An 18426-nucleotide genomic window follows, 5' to 3' on the forward strand; every position below is an offset into this window, starting at 1 on the left:
TTTAAAGCACCAATAGTAATTATCTTCATAATTAATCTCCTTTTAATAAGTATGTTTATATGTATGATAATACGTATAATTTTATTCATAAAATTACTTACTTTTATACTTACATTGGCATTATCGTTATAATCTGTTTAAAAATGGTGATACTTTTATTAAATCTAAAAATAAGTTAAGTAGTATTTGAAACTAAAAAAACACCAATTTATCAACATAAGTGAAATTTTGAACAACTTTCTAAAATTTTAAATTTAAATTTAAAAAGTGTTTATTTTAAAAGATAAATATGTAAAAATGTCAGAAGAAAACAAAAAAATATATGAAAATGAAATTCAATAATAAGGATTTTCTCTTACATTATTAATTAAAATTTTTAAATTAGGAATATCCCTTTTTTCTTGATGACAAATAACTTCAAGATTATTTTTTATTTTAGTAAATTTTGTAAAGTTTACCAGTATTATTAGAACCAGTAGTTTCTCAAGATCCTACATATAAATTATTTTTAAATGTAGTTAAAGCATGAATGCCACCTTCTGTTTTTCTTATCATATTAAAAGTATCACCATCTGTTGATTGATATAAATTACCAACAGTAACTTTATTTTTAATACCAATAGTACCCACATATAAAGTATCGTTGTATAAAACTAAACTCATAACGCCTTCTTTGATGGCACTTATTTCTTTGAAATCTTTGCCATTAGTACTTTTATAAAGTTTACCACTTTCACCGCTTACTCCATATGATGCTAAATATAAATTATTTTTAAAAGAAATTAAGTTCATAACTGCACCATCAATATTTAATTGTGAATAATTTGTACTAATTGTATTTTTACTACAACTTATTGCATTTATAGTTTTGTAAGAAGTCTATTGATTTCTAACAGTTCGCTCATTTACTTTCATAACTATAAATTTACCAAAATTTATTATATTTACATTTTCACCTTTAACATTAGTTTCAATAATTATTTTAAATAATTCATTAACACATTTTTGAACATCAGTTTTATCAACTCATGTTCTCTTCTAAATTCCTTTAATTAAGTCATTTTTAGTCATAAATTCACTTCCTTAAATCTTTTTATTATTTTAATTGACCAAGTCAATTTCATTCAACTACAAAACCTGATGAATCATTTTGTTTAAAAAATATTTCTTCTAAATTTAGTTCAAGAAAATATCTTTTTAAAGATCAAGATGTAGTTACTAAATCTTAAAATTCATCCTCACTATATCGTATAAATTCTTTTTCATTAATTTTAGTTCTTTGTCCATTAGCATATATATCATACGTTTCTATATCAACACCAACACTATTAAAAATATAATCAAAATGTTTTGTTCCATTTTAATACGTTGAGCAACTTTTATAAAATATTTATTTCTTTAATTCCTTTATTTTTTGCTAGTTTTAGCAAGTAAATACCGTTCTTTATCCGCATTAGCTAGTGCTTGATATTTTTCTTTTTCAGTTATATCCAATTCAATCCATTGTTTATTTAAAGATTTAATAATTTCAGTTGATTTTAAATCTGGATGAGTTGCTTTGAAATCGCTTCTTTTTTCTTAAAGAAAAAAGAAATAGGCATTCATTGGCTGTTTTGGAGCATTAGCTTCTTTTATCTTTTTAGTTCTTCTAATTTTCAGATTTTAATATTCTAAATAATACAGCGCCTGATTCTTTATTTATAGATGAAGCATTAAAAATTAATAATTCATTCCCGTTAGATTATCAGTACAAGCGATTAAGCTACCCTTTAGACCCCTATTTTTCATTTCTGTTAGGTTTGCTAGTCAAAACTTGGCTCCTTCATTTTCGCTAATTAAAGACCTAAAAATATCTTTATGATCAGTTAAACTAATGCCTAATGCTACACGGATTTGTTAATGCTACGTTTATCCTGCCTTACTTTAACTACTTATACAATCAAAGTAAACAATTGGATAAATGATCTCTAATGGCCGATTTTGCCATGCTTTTACATCATCAGTAATTTCACTAATTAAGCTCTCACTAATCTCAACTCCATGATATAACTCTTGTAATTGAATTCTAATATCTGATAAAGTCATTCCTTTAGCATATAAAGAAAATACTTTTTGATCAAATCCATCAAATCGTCTTTGCCGTTTCGGAACTAACATTGGTTCAAAATTACTATTACGATCTCTTGGTACATCAATTTCAACCGTACCTTGTTCAGTTATTATTCTTTTTGTTGTCGTGCAATTACGAACATTATCATTATTACTACGTTGATTTCTATCGTGTCCTAAATGATTTTGCATTTCAGAATTTAACATTTTTTCTACTAGTCGTTTGGTTAGTTCTTTATATAGTCCTCCTTCTTTAAATACTGTTGTTAAATCATCTGTATTTTCTAGTAATAAATCTACTGCTTTTGATATTGAATCATTGGTATTAGGGTTATGTTTTTTAGACATATGTGTAACTCACTCTTTCTAGGTATATTTATTATATATTCTCTAGAACTAATTAGGTATAGTTATTTTTGTTAGTCACACAGTTTACTGGACATACCCATAAGAGAATTCAAATACCGCTAATTTAATTTTTTTATAATCTTAAATATTTACATTTTGGGTGATTTAGAGGATTTATGTTTACTTGTTGAAGGTTGAGAATTTTGTAAGCTTTTTATTTTCTCTGATTGTCTTTCACAATCTGCTGCTAATAAATCAATCTTTCTATTTTGTTGTTTTAATTTATGTAAAAACTTTTTTCTTTCTTCAGATTCCTTATTCATATTTTCTTGTTTTTTGTCCATATTAAATATTTTCCTTTCTTTGACTACTAATTTTTTTCGGATTATTTTTTATCTTTAAACTACCCACAAATAATATAAAACTTTTCATAAAAAAACAAAAGATAAAACAAAAAAGATAACTCTTTTCAAAAGAGTTATCTTTAAATTTAATTTTAATTAATTATGCATTGAAGTGATGTTTAGTAGTTGGCTTGTTTCTTTATTTACTAAATCTTTATTAAAACTATCTGTATCTGAATCAAATGCTTCAGAAGCAGTTTCAATTCCGGAATCTCTTAATTTGAAATCACGCAATAGGGCGTTCAAAAATGTAATTTCCTCTTGTTGGCCTCTTATAGTATTATCTAATAATAAGAATTTATTATCTTTTTCATCATTATGTGTACTTTGAGTTTTTTTATATTCTTCATTTTCTGTATTTAACTCATTAATTTTTTCTTTATTAATTTCTAAATTTTCCATTAATTTAATTAGTTTTTCGTCATTAATTTTAAGGTGTTGTTTCATAGTTAAAAAATCTTTAGATTGCTTTTCATATTTTTTTGTCAAACTTTGAAGTTGGTCATTCAATATTTTATTGCTTTTTTTACTTCAGATAATTCTGACTTTTCTTTTATTGATTCAGTAATATTTTTTAGTTTTTCTTTCTTTTCGTTTAATTGAGTTCTCTTAGTAAAAATATCTTTAGTATTTTTCATCATTTTTTGAACTATTTTTCGACTGAAAAAACCAAATGTTATAAGGTTTTTTAATCAACTACTTTTACTACTTTTACTACTTTTTTTTCTTTTTAATCTTTCATTATCTTTATTTAATATTTCTATTTCTTTGGTAAGCTTCTTATAAGAATGAATGTTATCTTCAAAATTTCTATAAATTACTTTCTCATTTTCTTCATCATATTGGCATTTTTCTAGTTGTTCTTTACTTTTATTCTTTATTTTATCAATGATATTATCTAACTTTAATAATTCAACTATTTCTGGATAACCTTGTTTTTCTGCAATCATTAAAGGTGTATTATATTCTAAATCTTTAATACTAAAGCCAGAATAATAAAAGTAATCATAATTTGTGTCAAGTAAAATTTTAACCATCTTAATATTATTTCTTTTAACTGCTAAATGAATAGGTGTCCTACTAGAAGCAGTGTCTGGAAGATTTATATTAGCACCTTTTTTTAGCAATTCTTTAACTACATCAACATAGCCTTCTCAAACTGCTAAATGTAATAATGTTTCTCCATTACCTATTTGCTTATTAACATCATTTTCTTTATCAAGCAATTCTAATAATTGAAGAAAATCTTCTTCAGTTTTAATTAATTCATTATTGTCTAATGATTCTACAAATTCTTTTTTTAATGACATTTTAAAAACTCCTTTTAAAATCATTTAAAAGCAAGTTAATACTATTTTTGATAAAGTTTAACTTTGTTATTAAATATTGCGTATAATTGTATTATGAAATATTTAGGCATTGATTTAGGCAGTAAAACATTAGGTCTTGCTCGTGGTGAAGGAAAAATTGCTTTTAGTTGAAAAACTTTACGTTTCTACGAACATGACTTTAATGATGCCATAGCACAACTAAACACTGCAATAAAGGAATATCCAGTTGATACTCTTGTTTTTGGTTATCCTTTGAATATGGATGGTTCAATTGGTACTAGTGCACAAACCGTAAACAAGTTTATTGAAACATTTAAATTACAACAAAATAATGATAAACTAAATATTGTCTTACAAGATGAAAGAAGAACAACGTATTCTTCGCAACAAATATTGATTAAAGCTGATGTGTCACGTAACAAGTGAAAAATAGTTAAAGACCAACTAGCAGCAGCCATTATTTTGCAATCTTATTTTGACAAAATAAATCAACAAATAGTTTAGGTGAAATGAAATGAAACACAAAAAAATTAATTTAATCACCATCGCTGGTGGTAGTGCTTCTGGGAAAAGTACTGTTGCTGAAAAAATTGGTGAGGCTTGTGATAAAAAAAAATGTTGTTTTTATTGAAATGGATAACTACTATCACGACTTAAGTAAACTGACACTTGAAGAACGAAAGCGTATTAATTTTGATCATCCTGATGCTTTTGATATGGAATTATTAATTCATGATTTAGAACAATTATTACTTGGTAACGCTATTGAAGAACCTATTTATGACTTTACAATTAATACGCGCAGTAAGGGAACAAAAGTCATTGGCCCTGGTGATGTTGTTATTCTTGATGGGATTTTTGCTTTAGAGAATGCTATTCTTCGTGAATTATCAACCATTAAATCTTTGTTGATACGGATAGTGATACGAGGTTGTTACGACGAATTAAACGCGATGTTAGTTTCCGTAATCGTAGTCTTGACAATGTTTTACAACAATATGCTTTAACAGTAAAACCTATGCATGATGCTTTTGTTGAACCAACAAAAAGATATGCTTATATTATTATTCCTTTTGATTTTCATAATAGTGTGGCCATTGATATTATTGTTACTAAAATTAAATCAATTATTAAATAGATAAGAAAAGAGTTACTACCATAATGTGTGAACACTGAAGGTAGTAACTCTTTTAAATTTAATGATTATTTATCTGTTATTTTTAGATTAATAGGAATATAGATTCCACTTGTATCATGAGTTGCATTATACGCAATATAGAAATAAACTTTTACATCATCTTGAGGATTTTTAAAGAAATCATCAGCAACATAATCTGCATTCTTAGGTGAGTTATAAACATGATTGTAGAAACCTAATTTATTATCATCAAATTGTTTTTGCATATCTTCAGATAATAAAGAAACAAACATTTTATCACTATCCTTAGCAAAGATATCAGTTAACTCTTTAACAGCAGTATCATTATTGTCAGTCTTTTCAATAGAAAATACTAATGGGTTTTCATCAGTAATATTACTTTTAAATGCATCTTGAATGTCAGCATCTGAATATTGTTTAACAATTGTAAATGTTACAGTTACATCACCATCATAATTACCAATCCCTTTAACATCAGCACTAGTAGTTGTAATATTAGTAATTTCAACATCTTTAACTGTTAAATCAATTTTATCTACTTTATCAATAGCAGCTAATATTTCAACTGATGATGGTTGAGTAGCCTCATCACTACTTGGAACTGTAATTTCTTTTAAATCCGTTGTAGTAATAACACTATCAATTTTCGTTAATTGTGTTGGTTCATTACATGCAACAACTGATAAAGTTGCTGGAACAACTAACACTGTTCCAGCAACTAACATTAATAATTTTTTTAAATTCATATCCTTTATTCCTCCATAAAAACTAATTTATATTTAGAACTTGTTAATAATGAAAAAATAGTTTTAACTATAGATAAACCTCCTTTAATTTTATAACCGCTGCCTTTTTCTAAATTTACATAGTTAAAAGTTTAAATATATGTTGTAATTATAAAATATAAACTTAATAGTTGCAATATATATTTTCAAAAAAAATAACAGAAAAATCGCCTTATTATTTATTTTCATATAACATTAGATTTTGTCTACTACTCTTACTAATACCAAATGCAGTTTTTCTTGATAAATTTCAACTTTAGCTTCCATTAAAATTACTTTATTAATTTGTAAATATTCTTGATAAGTTTTATATAATTTATCAAATACGGTAACTGCAACAACTGTATTTTCATTTTGTAATTCTAAAAATGCCATTAGTTTTTGATTTTTAGTTAGTATTGTTTTAATATTAATAATAATTCCATATACTCGCACATATTGATTAACATATTTATTAAGGTCTGCTAAATCAACAGTTTTATTATTAGGATCTAATTGTTGTTGTCATAATGTTTTTGGATTATATTTTAAATACACTCCTAAGGCGCGATGTTCATTAATACTATTATTATTTCAATCATCTTCTCGTTGTAACATTATTGGTTTGGAAATTAAATTAAAGTTAAGAATAATTTTCTGTGTTGTTTCATCTTTGATTTGTACCATATTGGCATATTCTAAAGCAGCATTTAAATTTATTAATAACATTGTACGATTTTGTTCTAAATCATCAAAGGCCCCTGCTGCTATTAAGAATTCAATATTTTTACGATTTAAACCAATTAAAATAGCTCGGGCACAAAAGTTAAAGAAGTCACTATAAAGTCCATGACTATTACGATCTTTAACAATTAAACTACACGTACCTTGGCTCATTTGTTTAATAGCTTGTAAACTATAACGAATAGCCTGATTTTTAATATCTATTAAAAAATCAACACCTGAATATTGTAATGAAGGTGGTAAAATTTTAATATTATATTTTTGACATTCATTTAAATATTGCAACATTTTTTGATCATTACCAATAACACTACTTAGTAAACAAACCATAAATGCTAATGGATAATTAGCTTTTAAATACGCTAAGTAATAACTAATTAAAGAATAGGCAACAGCATGAGAACGATTAAAACCATAACCTGCAAATTTAGCAATATCATCTCAAATTTGTTTCACAACTTTGTTTTTATAACCCCGAGCAGTAGCACTCTTCATAAATTCAGTAGCTTGTGCTTTCATACTAGCATCATCTTTTTTGCCAATGGCACGACGAATTAAATCAGCTTTAGCTAATGAATAGCCACCAATCTTTTGTAAAATTAATAAAATTTGTTCTTGATAAATAATAATCCCATATGTTGATTGCAAAAAAGGAATTAAGTCGGGATGAGCATAATTAGGTTTACTTTTGCCTAATTTACAATTAATATAATCTTGAATATAGTCTTGGGGTCCAGGACGAAATAACGATGAAGCTGCAATAATGTCTTCTAAACTGTTATTTTGCATTGCTATTAGGATTTGACGCATACCAGGTGATTCTAGTTGAAAAATACCACTAGTATCACCATTTTTAATAATGACAAAAGTTCTTTCATCATTTAACGGAATTTTTGATAAATTTAAGTTAACAGAATAATGTTCGCTTACTTGTTTTAAAATATTTTGTAAAATTGTTAAATTGCGTAACCCTAAAATATCCATTTTTACTAATCCTAAGCTAGCAACAGTTTGCATAGGGAATTGTGTTTGATATATCCCGTTAAAACCTATTTGTAAAGGAATAGTGTCAACTAATGGTGTTTTAGCAATAATAATTCCTGCAGCATGGGTACTTATTTGTCGAGGAAAACCAAGAATTCTTTTGGTTAACGTAAATAATAACGGATATTTACTAACATATCATTGCAGTTTAGCAGAATTCTTAATGGCAACTTCAATGTCAAAATTATATTGGATAGGGATCAGTTTACTCATTTCGTTAATATCATCCATACTAATTTGAAAGACACGACCTAAGTCACGAATGGCCATTTTGCTAGCAATAGTTTGAAATGTAACAATATATGCAACATGTTCTTGTCCATATTTTTGACGAATATATTCAATTATTTCATCACGTCTTATGTCTTCAAAATCAATATCAATATCTGGTAATGAAATTCGTTGTGGATTTAAAAAACGTTCAAAAATTAAATTATAAACAATAGGATCAACATCAGATATACCAAGCACATATGCTACTAAACTACCAGCAACACTACCTCTTCCTGGTCCCACCATAATATTTTGATTTTTAGCAAATTTAACATAATCATTGACAATTAAAAAATAATCAGCAAAGCCCATTTCATTAATAACTTGTAATTCATATAAAATTCGTTTTACATATACTTGTGAAATTTCTTGACTTTGGAATCGTTTTTCTAAACCTTGTTTACACAATTCTTGTAAATATACAGGACTAGTTAAGCCGCTAGGACAAGAAAACTTAGGTAAATTCAACTCTTTAGTAGCAAGATTAGTTTTAGGGAATTTAATATCACACATTAAAACTAATTTTTCAATGTTTTCGATAATTTCAATGGGATATTCTTTATGTAATTGGTCTTGGGTTTTAAAAATAAATTCTTTGCTTTTAACTAAGTCTTTTGGTTTTAATTGTTTTTGTTCTTTAATTGCTTTTAAGACTTGATAAGTACTATGATGGCTTTCTTCTAAATATAAAACTAAATCAAAGGGAATAACGTTTTTGGTAATCCCTTTTAGTAATTCAATATTAACCATATCAGAGGGCACTAAACCAAAGTAAATTAATTGATAACGAGAAGCATTTAAAATATCATAAATATTTTTAATATAGCGTACATTTTGTTTATCAACATGGACAATAACAATAATTTCACGACCTACAGTCAGATATCTTTGCACTATTTCATTATTAATTGTTCCGTTGTTAGTGCTAATAATTGTCGAAATAGTCATAAGTTTTTGGTAACCAGAATAGTTTGTAGCCATTAGCGTTAAGTCTACTTTGATATTAACATTTTCTCAAGTACAATTTAAACCAATTAATGGTTGAATATCATTTTCAACACAAGTAGAATAAAATTCATAGGCACCATAAAGCATATTTCTATCAACTAATGACAGTGTTTTAATATTATTTTTTTTAGCAAAGGCAATATATTCTGGAATTTTAATGGTTGATGATAGGAATGAGCAGTTAGAACGAACATTTAAATTAACAGCATATTTCATATTTTTCCCTACATTCTAATATGTTTTATTAATATTCATACTAATTAATTTTAACATTAAATTAAGGTATTAGGGTTTCTTAAGTTAATTAATTTTTAGTTCAGGAATTCAGGAATTAGAAATTCTTAGGGCTAGATGTAATTAAAAATAAGAATACAAAATCTAAAGGAACGCTAATATGCAAATGAGACAAACTGAGAGGTAAACCAATAGACTTGGTGCTTTGTAAAACTTATAACATAAGAGTACTTAAATTTTTTTCTCAATTATAAATGCCTACAATTAAATTAAAACGTAGCCCAAATTTTTTTAATTTTCCACGATAACAATTTTTAAAAATTTTGAATCTTTTTATTCATGAAAAAACATGCTCTACTCTAATTCTTGCTTGACTTAATCAGGGATTAAATTCTTTGCTTTCTTTTGGTCTTGAGTTATTTTTACTTTTTTTGAATATCATTTATGCATAAAATGAACACCTCTCTCAATAAAGTTTTACCACAAAACGGTTCTTTTTTGTGTCTACTTTATTATAGGTATTCATTATTTCCATTCATAATTAGTGTGCTCTTTTAAGATGTATTTTAAGCATGATTATAGGATATTTATCAAACATTTCTTTTGTGAATACTAACCCCCCCCAATTCGTTTGTATTTTTTAACGCTTATCTTTCATTTTCATGGTTCTTCTTAGTTTTAATATTTGGTTTTTCTTTTCATAAATGTTTATCTTTTAACACTGAATTTTCTTCTTGCAATTCTTTATTTCAATCTAATGATTTCTGTAGTTTTTAAATCACATTTATGAGTTCCTGCTCAAATTAATGATTTTTGGTTTTTATATTTTAATAAAATTGCAGGTCTTCCTTCTTTGTGATCTAATAACTCAGAGCGATGTAATTTATAAATATACATTCTTTTAAAAACTAGTTTACTCATTTATTTTTTCTCTTTTCTTTTTCTTGACATTAAGTATAGATAATATATAATTAATATATACCGATATGGCAAAGTAGTAATGTGCGATGTCTTGCCTGGTAACCAAACCGGTTAAATATTATTAAGAACCTTAAGGTTCTTTTTTATTTTCAAAATATTTTAAATAAAATAGGAATGATAACAGCTATTAATGAGGTTCCTAATCATTTTCAATTATTTTTTAAAAACCCTGAATTTAAATATTCATAACCTTTTTCAGTTAGTGTAGTATTAACCTTGCAATAATTTATTCTAATTGTTTGATTACCCTTAAACAACAGTTCTTTTACTAAATTATCAGAGCTGTGTAAATGCATTGTTAAAGATCATGTAGGATTACTATTATTTATTTCTTTTTTAAAAGAATCTTTTTCTAACCATCAAACATATTCTTCATCAAAATCCATAATTTTTTTTCAATTTTTTTCTTTACTTTCTTTATTAAATTGATTTTCTTCAAAAGAAAATGTTCAGGAATTTACTATTCAAATATTCTTTTTTGAAATATAATTTTTACCAAGTAAGTAAAAAGTTAGATCTAAATCATCAAAAAAGATGTCTGTTTCTAAATTATCTTCAAAACGTACATAATTATTCAATATATAGTCTAATGAAAAAGGCAACTTAGTTTTATTTTTTCAATCTTCTAATAGTTGTTTAGAATCAACAATAACTTTTAAATCAATAAAATCATGCTCCGTTGTATGAAGATATTCATCAAATTTTTCTTCAAACATTTTGTGGTTTGGAATTGCTAAAGTCATAATGTCAGTTTTAATTGTTTTCTAAAATAAATTAATTTTCAAAGAATTCAATCCATTTTTATGAATTTCTTTCAAGTATTTCCTTATTTTTTTAATTTTAATCATCTCTAATACTTATAAAATTCTTCAATATTATTTTTTTTATTTTTTATCATTAACAGCCTTTAACTTCGAAATAGATTTGGATTCTTTTTTTAATTCTTCAACATTTTGTTTTCTCTTTCTATTTTGAGAACTATGAATAGTGTGAAATTTTTGTTTACTTGGTTCGCTTAAAATTCTTCTCTTACTATTTTTCTCCTTACTTTTTATATCATTTACAACCTTTAATTTTGAGATAGAATCAACAATTGAATTAACTAATCCACTTTGAATAACATTTTTTCTTTAATTACTTTCAAAATTCTTCGTATTGTATGTTCTTCAATTTTTAGCAAAAATATAACTACACTTCTAATTTTTCAATATTTTCAACAGTATCAATAATAATTTGTTCTCAATCAATTAATTGTTTTAATTGATTTTCTAAATTCTCACATTCGTATAGTTTTGGTTGTGTTACTGGATTCTTAGGAACAAACAAAGAACAACAATCAGCAAATGGTAAAATCGATGTTTCATATGTACCAATTTTCTTGGCAAAGTTAATAATATCAACTTTATCTTCAGTAATTAAACTACGTAAAATTGGTAAGGTAGAAACATTATTAATCACATTAATACTTGCTAAAGTTTGTGATGCTACTTGACCAATAGCTTCACCTGTTGCTAAAGCAAGGAACTTATGCTTCTCAGCAAAGATATTAGCGATACGAACAAACATCCGGCGCATTAGTGTAATACGATAACTTTCCTTTTTAATATGACTAATTTCATTTTGTAAATTAGTGAAGTTACAAATATATAATTTTTTATTACCAACATTATAAGGTGCTAAGATTTCTACTAACTTTTGAACTTTCTTTAACGCAGCAGGTAAAGTAAAAGGTGGTGTAGCAAAATGTAAATATTGAACTTGTAAACCACGTTTCATTAATTTATAAGCTGCGACTGGTGAATCAATACCACCACTTAGTAATAACACTACTTTCCCCGAACTACCAACAGGAAATCCACCTGCACCATCAATTTTATTAGCAAATAAATAAATATCATTTTGATTAATTTTAATATTAATTTTTAAATCAGGATTAATTACATCAACTGTTAATGATGTTTTATTTAAAATGATAGGAGCAATAACTCTTGTAATTTCATCAGAACTCATGTTGAAGGTTTTATCACTACGAGTAACAAATAGTTTAAAGGTTTTAAAATTCGCTCTATCTTGTTGATTTACTAATTCCAGAACTTTAGTTTTTAATTGTGCAATATCTTTTTCAATTCTAAAAGCAAAAGATAATGAACTAATACCAAATACTTTTGTTAAGATACTAATAATTGGTGACGCTAGCGCTAAATCTAAATCAGTAATTTCCATGCGGTCATGAAAATGAATAATCTTAATATCTTTAAAATCTTGTAAAATAATTTTAATATTCGTTTTTAATTGTTTAATAAAATCAATGCGATTTTTACTTTTAGTTGTTAACTCGCCATAGCGAATGATAATAATTGGTATCATTGAATCCTCTTTTGTTATTTTATTCCATTAATTGCAATAATAATATTAATGCTTGTTGATGGTGATTATTGTGCATATTGGTTTCAATATCATCAAACTTTGATTTTATTTGAAAATTAACACGATGACGATTAGCAAATACTAAGGTAGCATGTGATAATTTATGAATAGTAATTTCCATTTTGATTAATGTATACAATTGAAAAATTTTATTTTGCACGTTATTAAACACTAATAATGATTGATTATTAACATCACTAATTTTAAACTTGATAATAGTATCATTAATTAATTGTTGTAATACCAGAAAATTTTCATCATATTTTTCAATTAAATAATAATAGTTTATATTATTTAAAATAGTATCAATTTGTAACATCATAGAATTAATTTTATTAATAATAATCTCGAATTTAATTTTGGGTTTATTTTGTTGGTTTAACAACTTATTATACTCCCTTAAACTATTAAAAACAAGAATACTATGTTCAAATAATTCATTTAATATTAATAATAATTGATGATAACTAGTGCTTTTAATTGATTTTTGGTTTTCAACAATTAATAAATTATCAAAATGATTAAAACTAGATAATTGTTTATTAATAATAGTTTCTAAATCTTGAACTTTTTCATGATTAAATTCTGCTTGTTGTGTTTTAGTAATAGCAATAATTTGACGATTAATATCATCATATATTTCATTAAAATTAAAATTAACCGTTAAAAAATGCGTATAATTTTGTTTAAAGGTTTTATAATACGCTTGTTCTTTATTAATCTCACTATTAAAAATAGCAATTTTTTCTAAAATTTCACTAACTTGAATTTTAGCTTTTTTATATTGTAAATTATTAATTTGATTAATGACTAATTTTAATTGTTCTTTAATTACAATTTCAAATTCTTGAAATTGTAATAATAAACTTTCATCAATTTTAGTAACTTGACATTTAGTTTTTAAAACAATCATTTTTTGTTTAATTTCATCATTAACTAGATAATTAAGTTTTGGTAAGTGAGCAATGATTTCTGCTAATGTAACTACAGCAAGCGCAATTTCTCCTAATAAACTAATTGTTTTTGGTAAGTTAGCATCACTAATAACTAATTCTAATTGTTTAAACATATCATTAATAATTTTAATTACTGCTTGTAGTTGTTCTTCATTTAAATTGTTTTGTAAAGTAATTTTAACCGTTTGGTCTTGTAAATAATTAAAATTTTGTTTGAAAAATAATTGATATTCGCGTAACAATTGGTCAATACTAATAAAGTAATCAATTTCTGTCATTAATAACTGGATTTGATGTTTTAAAACTTTACTGCGATTGTAAACTTTTTTCATTAACTTAGCTGTTTTTCAATATTGCTTATTTTTTTGGAATTTAATCGTTTGTTGATAATTTTTAAACAGATTTTTTAAATCTTTTTTTAAAAACAGATGATAACGACTAATTCAAATCCCTAACATGGCAGCATACTGTTCATTAGTAATAACCATTTGTTTAATTCGAATTAAGCGTTCTTTAATATTAACATTTTGGATATATTGAAGATTTTTTAAAGTGGAGAATTGTTTATTTTTATAATTACTTAACAACACTAAAAAGCATGTTAAAAGGATAATAACTAGACAAAGTAAAATCATAACGGTAACAGTTATAATTTTTGCCACGCTTAAATGATTAATATCTATCACTTTTAACATCTTGTTTGCCCCTCTCTGCATTACTTTTGTTAAAATTCCTACATATTAATATAGTATCTTATATTTTATTATTTATTTGCTAGGAGATGTTGAGAAATAATAAATAAACCATTTAATAAAATTTGTGGTTCATCATCGTAGTTGAAATCAAAGTATGATTTTAATTCTTCACCACCTCCACCACCAGTAACAACAACAGGAAGTATCGTTTGTAACTCTTGATTAATTTGATTAACTGTTCCTTTAATCATGGCATTAAAACCATAACCATAACCAATTGATAATGCATGTAATGTCGTTGTTCCTAACATGGAAGCATAATGTTCTATTTTAAAATCACTAAGCAGTGCTGCATTAGCAATTAGAGAATTTTTACTAACACTAATCCCTGGACCAATAATAACACCTACTAAGGTATTGTTTTTAATAATAGTATAAGTGGTGGCTGTGCCTAAACTAATTACAATAACACTTTCATATTTAGCAGTAGCACCAATAGCCAGTGCCATTAGGTCACTACCTAATTGTGGATTATTTAACTTAATTTTTAATGGCGCATGAGCAATTAATTGATAGTTAAGAATTGCTAGTTGACAATGAAAAGTTGTTCTTACTAATGTTTTAAGTAATGATAAATAACTAGGAACGACACAACTAATAATAGCATTATCAATAGTTAATTGATGATGAGTTTTAAATGCTATTGTTAATAACATTTTAGTATCTTTACCTTTGGTGTTAATTACTGGTCATTGGCTAATGATTTTATCATCACCAACTGTGGCAATTTTAATTAAAGTATTACCAACATCCATTAATAATGTTTTCATTATTGTAATTGTTGCGCCATTTCTTTAGTTGATGCTAATTCATCATACAAAGTACGAACTAAATTATTTAGGTTTTCAATTTGTAAAAATTTACCACTACGCGCAATCGAAACTGCACCTGTTGTTTCACTGACAATCACGGAAACAGCATCTGTTTGTTCAGAAATCCCAATGGCAGCACGGTGGCGAGAACCAAATTGAGAAGATATTTTTTTATTAGTTAATGGGAAGTAAGTAGAAGCACATTCAATGCGACCTAAACGAATAATAACCGCCCCGTCGTGAAGTGGCGAATCTTTAATAAATATTGATTGTAACAGTTGTGATGTTACTTCGCCATCAATTTTAACACCTAAGTCTGTATACTCATTTAATGAGACATTGCGCTCAATAGTTACTAAAGCGCCAATCTTTTCTTCTGCAAGTTTAATAATTGCTTCTGATAAAACGCTGGCTAACATTCTTTTTTCTGACGTTGCTAATAGTTTCATATGTGATTTAGCTCTTGTTGTTCATCATGTTTTTTTACCGCGAATAAAAATAAACATTACTAATAAAATTAAGATTATCAATAATAATGCAATTGTTACTGCAAATAAAATGGCAACTTCTTCAATTAGTGTTTCATTATCAGAAGTAACTATTCCTGCTAGATTAGTAAATATATTTGTAAACATTGACTATAACACCATACCTTACTAAAAAATTAAGTTCATTACTATAATTATAAAATAAAAAAACAAAATATGATAAAAATATCATAAATTAATTAATGCTTACTCTCAGGGGTTCAATCTACATTCAATCTACCCTCTAGTTTTTTATTTTTTTTATCACTAAGTTTTCTGAATTTTTCTGTATGTTCAAATTTTTTTCTCATATGATTTAAAAATGGCTTTGTTAATCTAAGAGGAAAAAGTCACCTTTTTCTCCTTGACTTCGAAACCCAACGTGAAACTTTCGCTTCAGGTAAGTAGGCCAGCGGAACTTCCCCACAAGAACTTCACAAAACTGTCCGTGACACTCTCATGTCATACAGTTTCCATTATTCAATCTTTTTTTATACCTTTATACTATTCAATGATAAAAGAAACTCGGAAACCTCTTTTTGATTTTTGACAAGAATTGAAATGAATGTTTTACTTTAGTTCGAAAATTCTTATATTTTGGCCTAACTCATCTTAAATAGCCCAGAATAAATTTACGCCACCTATATGTCGGATGCCACCTATCCAATAAACAAGTTTCCGGTAAATTTATCCCAGCGTGGGGCGCAACACTCTGGTTTTGACATCTTCTATACCTTTTTACGACACTTCATCAATGGTTCACTTTCGTTCGTCTCTTTATTCTACACCTGGCACTTTTAATTAGTGCCTTTTTCCATAACGCTCACAACGATGGCTCTTTACCAACGCAGCTTATGGTGGTTTGAATCTACTCTTGTAAGCCGATTCAAGTGGTCTACCCTTATCTATCATATAGCTTCAAAACATTTTTTTGTTTCTACGGCACACGCACCCTAAAGGTTGCCAATCTTTAAAATGTGAGACATGCGTTATCTCTGATGTTTAAAAAAAGGTAATTGAACCATTACAAATTACGACTTTCGGGTCGCACTAACTAACTTGCCAGTTCCACTTCTATTTTTTAAAATATATTTTCATTTAGAATACTTTCTGAATTTTTTAAATCTAGTTGTTCTAAGTTTCATCAGTGGTAAGCTGTTTATGACTGATTTTTTATATTTCTTTCATTTTTATTCACTTAGAAGTATAACATTTGGGTCATTTTTATTTAAATTTTGCTAGCGTTGCAACTGTAATGATAAACTACTCATTTCCTACAAAGAATTAACGATTCGCTAAACTTGATTTTGATTTTTTGCTTGTTGCTAATGCTTTTTCTTCTTCTTGTTTTTTATTTTTTTCTTGAGCTTTTTGTGCTAATTCTGCAACATTAGTAGCATCGCCACTGTTGTAAGAAGCAAGTGCAGTTTGTTTACCAGATGACTCTTTCATAGATATCGTTTGAGTCATTGGTGGAAGTTTTGAAGTAACTGGTACTAAATTGGTACATGTTTTTGTATAACTTTCTCAAAAATAAGTTGTATCTCTAGAACTTGAAGGTTGATTTAATTAACTGATCAACATTTTTACTACTTTCATTAGGTATTGAATCTTCCTCTTTTATTTCTATCTTATAATGTTCTAAAATAGTTACTCTATTATCTCTTGCTTTTTTGTCAATTTCACTATGCTCATCAATGGTAGGTAATTTTTTAACGTTGAAAATAAACCAAGATTCTCTTTTAGAAATTCTCTTTCTTCATCGATTACTTCCTCAGGTTTTTTAAGAGTAAAAACATTTTCCTTTTGTAATAATAAACAAGCATGTTTTCATGCTGTTAATCCTGCCTTATCTTTAGCATTAATATCAACTTGTTGGTTTTCAACTAAATAATTAAATAAATTTGGCATGTTTTTTCTTACTGCTATATGTAATATTGAATAACCTTCATCGAACTCCAAATTATTGATAAATTCTTTTTTTAGAAAGTTTACAACGTTTAAATTTAATTCCTTACTTTTTTCTGCTATTTTAGTTTGAAAAGCTTCTAATAACTCTATTATCCGTGCTTCTTGCTCTAACTCTTTAATATCACTAATGCCTTCAAAACTATCTTTAACTTCTTTACTGGTTTCTATTCATTTTTTAATCTCTAAAAATTTATCTAATGCTTTTTTTATTTCTGTATGACCATTTCGAGCAGCAAACATTAAAGCAGTTCAACCATTTAAATTCGCTTGTTCTACATTTGCACCAGCAGCTAATAATTTCGCAACTATTTTTGTATTAGCATGTTGAGCAACTAGAATTAATGCTGGATCATTACCTTGACCTACATGATTTACATCAGCATCATTAGCTATTAATTTCGCAACTATTTTGTATGACCATGTTGAGCAGCTAACGTTAAAGCTGGATCATTACCTTGACCTACATAATTTACATTAGCACCAGCAACTAATAATTTTTCCACTTCATCTAAATCTCCAATTTCAACAGTTGTTAATACACTAATATTTATTCTTTCATCTCTATTCATTTTTCTGTTC

16 protein-coding genes and 5 pseudogenes are annotated in these 18426 nt (G+C 26.4%); 2 read left to right on the forward strand and 19 right to left on the reverse strand.

Going from position 1 to position 18426, the window contains the following annotated elements; genetic code table 4:
* Nucleotides 1-435: 435 nt before the first annotated feature.
* The 7 genes and pseudogenes from AAHM98_RS06560 to AAHM98_RS06580 all read right to left on the reverse strand — a co-directional run bounded on the left by AAHM98_RS06560 (nt 436) and on the right by AAHM98_RS06580 (nt 4171).
* Nucleotides 436-792 carry a hypothetical protein gene (locus tag AAHM98_RS06560; protein WP_342276054.1) on the reverse strand — a complete coding sequence of 119 codons (357 nt, stop codon included), beginning with the start codon at nt 790-792 and terminating at the stop codon, nt 436-438.
* Between the two features lie 87 nt (nt 793-879).
* Nucleotides 880-1014 (reverse strand): annotated as a pseudogene (locus AAHM98_RS09045) (HU family DNA-binding protein); the annotation flags it as partial.
* Nucleotides 1015-1407: 393 nt separating this feature from the next.
* Nucleotides 1408-1566, reverse strand: a pseudogene (locus AAHM98_RS09050) (HMG-box domain-containing protein); the annotation flags it as partial.
* Between the two features lie 159 nt (nt 1567-1725).
* A pseudogene (locus AAHM98_RS06565) lies at nt 1726-2457 on the reverse strand (IS256 family transposase); the annotation flags it as partial.
* A 149-nt stretch (nt 2458-2606) separates the two neighbouring features.
* Nucleotides 2607-2801, reverse strand: a complete 195-nt coding sequence (locus AAHM98_RS06570; RefSeq protein WP_342276056.1) for a hypothetical protein — start codon at nt 2799-2801, stop codon at nt 2607-2609.
* Between the two features lie 156 nt (nt 2802-2957).
* Complete coding sequence (locus AAHM98_RS06575) at nt 2958-3308, reverse strand: hypothetical protein (protein WP_342276057.1); 351 nt, start codon at nt 3306-3308, stop codon at nt 2958-2960.
* Nucleotides 3309-3310: 2 nt separating this feature from the next.
* Nucleotides 3311-4171 carry an ankyrin repeat domain-containing protein gene (locus AAHM98_RS06580; protein WP_342276058.1) on the reverse strand — a complete coding sequence of 287 codons (861 nt, stop codon included), beginning with the start codon at nt 4169-4171 and terminating at the stop codon, nt 3311-3313.
* 93 nt (nt 4172-4264) lie between these two features.
* Here AAHM98_RS06580 and ruvX point away from each other — a divergent pair, with 93 nt between their 5' ends.
* Entirely contained in the window at nt 4265-4696 is a 432-nt protein-coding gene (gene ruvX / locus AAHM98_RS06585) for a Holliday junction resolvase RuvX (RefSeq protein WP_342276059.1), read from the forward strand.
* Nucleotides 4697-4706: 10 nt separating this feature from the next.
* A pseudogene (gene udk / locus AAHM98_RS09055) lies at nt 4707-5330 on the forward strand (uridine kinase).
* Nucleotides 5331-5395: 65 nt separating this feature from the next.
* On the opposite strand, the gene AAHM98_RS06605 reads toward udk, so the two are convergent.
* From AAHM98_RS06605 to AAHM98_RS06655, 12 genes and pseudogenes are all read right to left on the reverse strand, one after another.
* On the reverse strand, nt 5396-6097 hold the full coding sequence (locus AAHM98_RS06605) for a hypothetical protein (protein WP_342276063.1): 702 nt from the start codon (nt 6095-6097) through the stop codon (nt 5396-5398).
* 234 nt (nt 6098-6331) lie between these two features.
* Nucleotides 6332-9400: a DNA polymerase III subunit alpha gene (locus tag AAHM98_RS06610; RefSeq protein ID WP_342276064.1), complete on the reverse strand. Its 3069-nt coding sequence runs from the start codon at nt 9398-9400 to the stop codon at nt 6332-6334.
* 762 nt (nt 9401-10162) lie between these two features.
* Nucleotides 10163-10339 (reverse strand): hypothetical protein, encoded by a 177-nt coding sequence (locus AAHM98_RS06615; RefSeq protein WP_342276065.1) that lies wholly within the window; start codon nt 10337-10339, stop codon nt 10163-10165.
* A gap of 143 nt (nt 10340-10482) precedes the next feature.
* Nucleotides 10483-11142, reverse strand: coding sequence for a hypothetical protein (locus AAHM98_RS06620; protein ID WP_342276066.1), 660 nt, complete (start codon nt 11140-11142; stop codon nt 10483-10485).
* A 445-nt stretch (nt 11143-11587) separates the two neighbouring features.
* Complete coding sequence (gene thiI / locus AAHM98_RS06625) at nt 11588-12766, reverse strand: tRNA uracil 4-sulfurtransferase ThiI (protein ID WP_342276067.1); 1179 nt, start codon at nt 12764-12766, stop codon at nt 11588-11590.
* Between the two features lie 19 nt (nt 12767-12785).
* Nucleotides 12786-14477: a hypothetical protein gene (locus tag AAHM98_RS06630; RefSeq protein ID WP_342276068.1), complete on the reverse strand. Its 1692-nt coding sequence runs from the start codon at nt 14475-14477 to the stop codon at nt 12786-12788.
* 68 nt (nt 14478-14545) lie between these two features.
* Nucleotides 14546-15307: a type III pantothenate kinase gene (locus AAHM98_RS06635; RefSeq protein ID WP_342276069.1), complete on the reverse strand. Its 762-nt coding sequence runs from the start codon at nt 15305-15307 to the stop codon at nt 14546-14548.
* On the reverse strand, nt 15307-15984 hold the full coding sequence (locus AAHM98_RS06640) for a DNA integrity scanning protein DisA nucleotide-binding domain protein (RefSeq protein ID WP_342276070.1): 678 nt from the start codon (nt 15982-15984) through the stop codon (nt 15307-15309). The genes AAHM98_RS06635 and AAHM98_RS06640 overlap by 1 nt, the downstream gene beginning before the upstream one ends.
* Nucleotides 15985-17160: 1176 nt before the next feature.
* Nucleotides 17161-17328 carry a hypothetical protein gene (locus AAHM98_RS06645; RefSeq protein ID WP_342276071.1) on the reverse strand — a complete coding sequence of 56 codons (168 nt, stop codon included), beginning with the start codon at nt 17326-17328 and terminating at the stop codon, nt 17161-17163.
* Nucleotides 17329-17526: 198 nt separating this feature from the next.
* Nucleotides 17527-18087 carry an ankyrin repeat domain-containing protein gene (locus AAHM98_RS06650; protein ID WP_342276072.1) on the reverse strand — a complete coding sequence of 187 codons (561 nt, stop codon included), beginning with the start codon at nt 18085-18087 and terminating at the stop codon, nt 17527-17529.
* Nucleotides 18088-18102: 15 nt separating this feature from the next.
* Nucleotides 18103-18255: pseudogene (locus AAHM98_RS09060) on the reverse strand (hypothetical protein); the annotation flags it as partial.
* Nucleotides 18252-18416: a hypothetical protein gene (locus AAHM98_RS06655; RefSeq protein WP_342276073.1), complete on the reverse strand. Its 165-nt coding sequence runs from the start codon at nt 18414-18416 to the stop codon at nt 18252-18254. The gene AAHM98_RS06655 and the pseudogene AAHM98_RS09060, both read right to left, overlap by 4 nt.
* Between the last annotated feature and the right edge of the window lie 10 nt (nt 18417-18426).

This window comes from Spiroplasma endosymbiont of Nebria brevicollis, from assembly GCF_964030895.1.
Classification (GTDB): Bacteria; Bacillota_I; Bacilli_A; order Mycoplasmatales; family VBWQ01; genus Spiroplasma_E.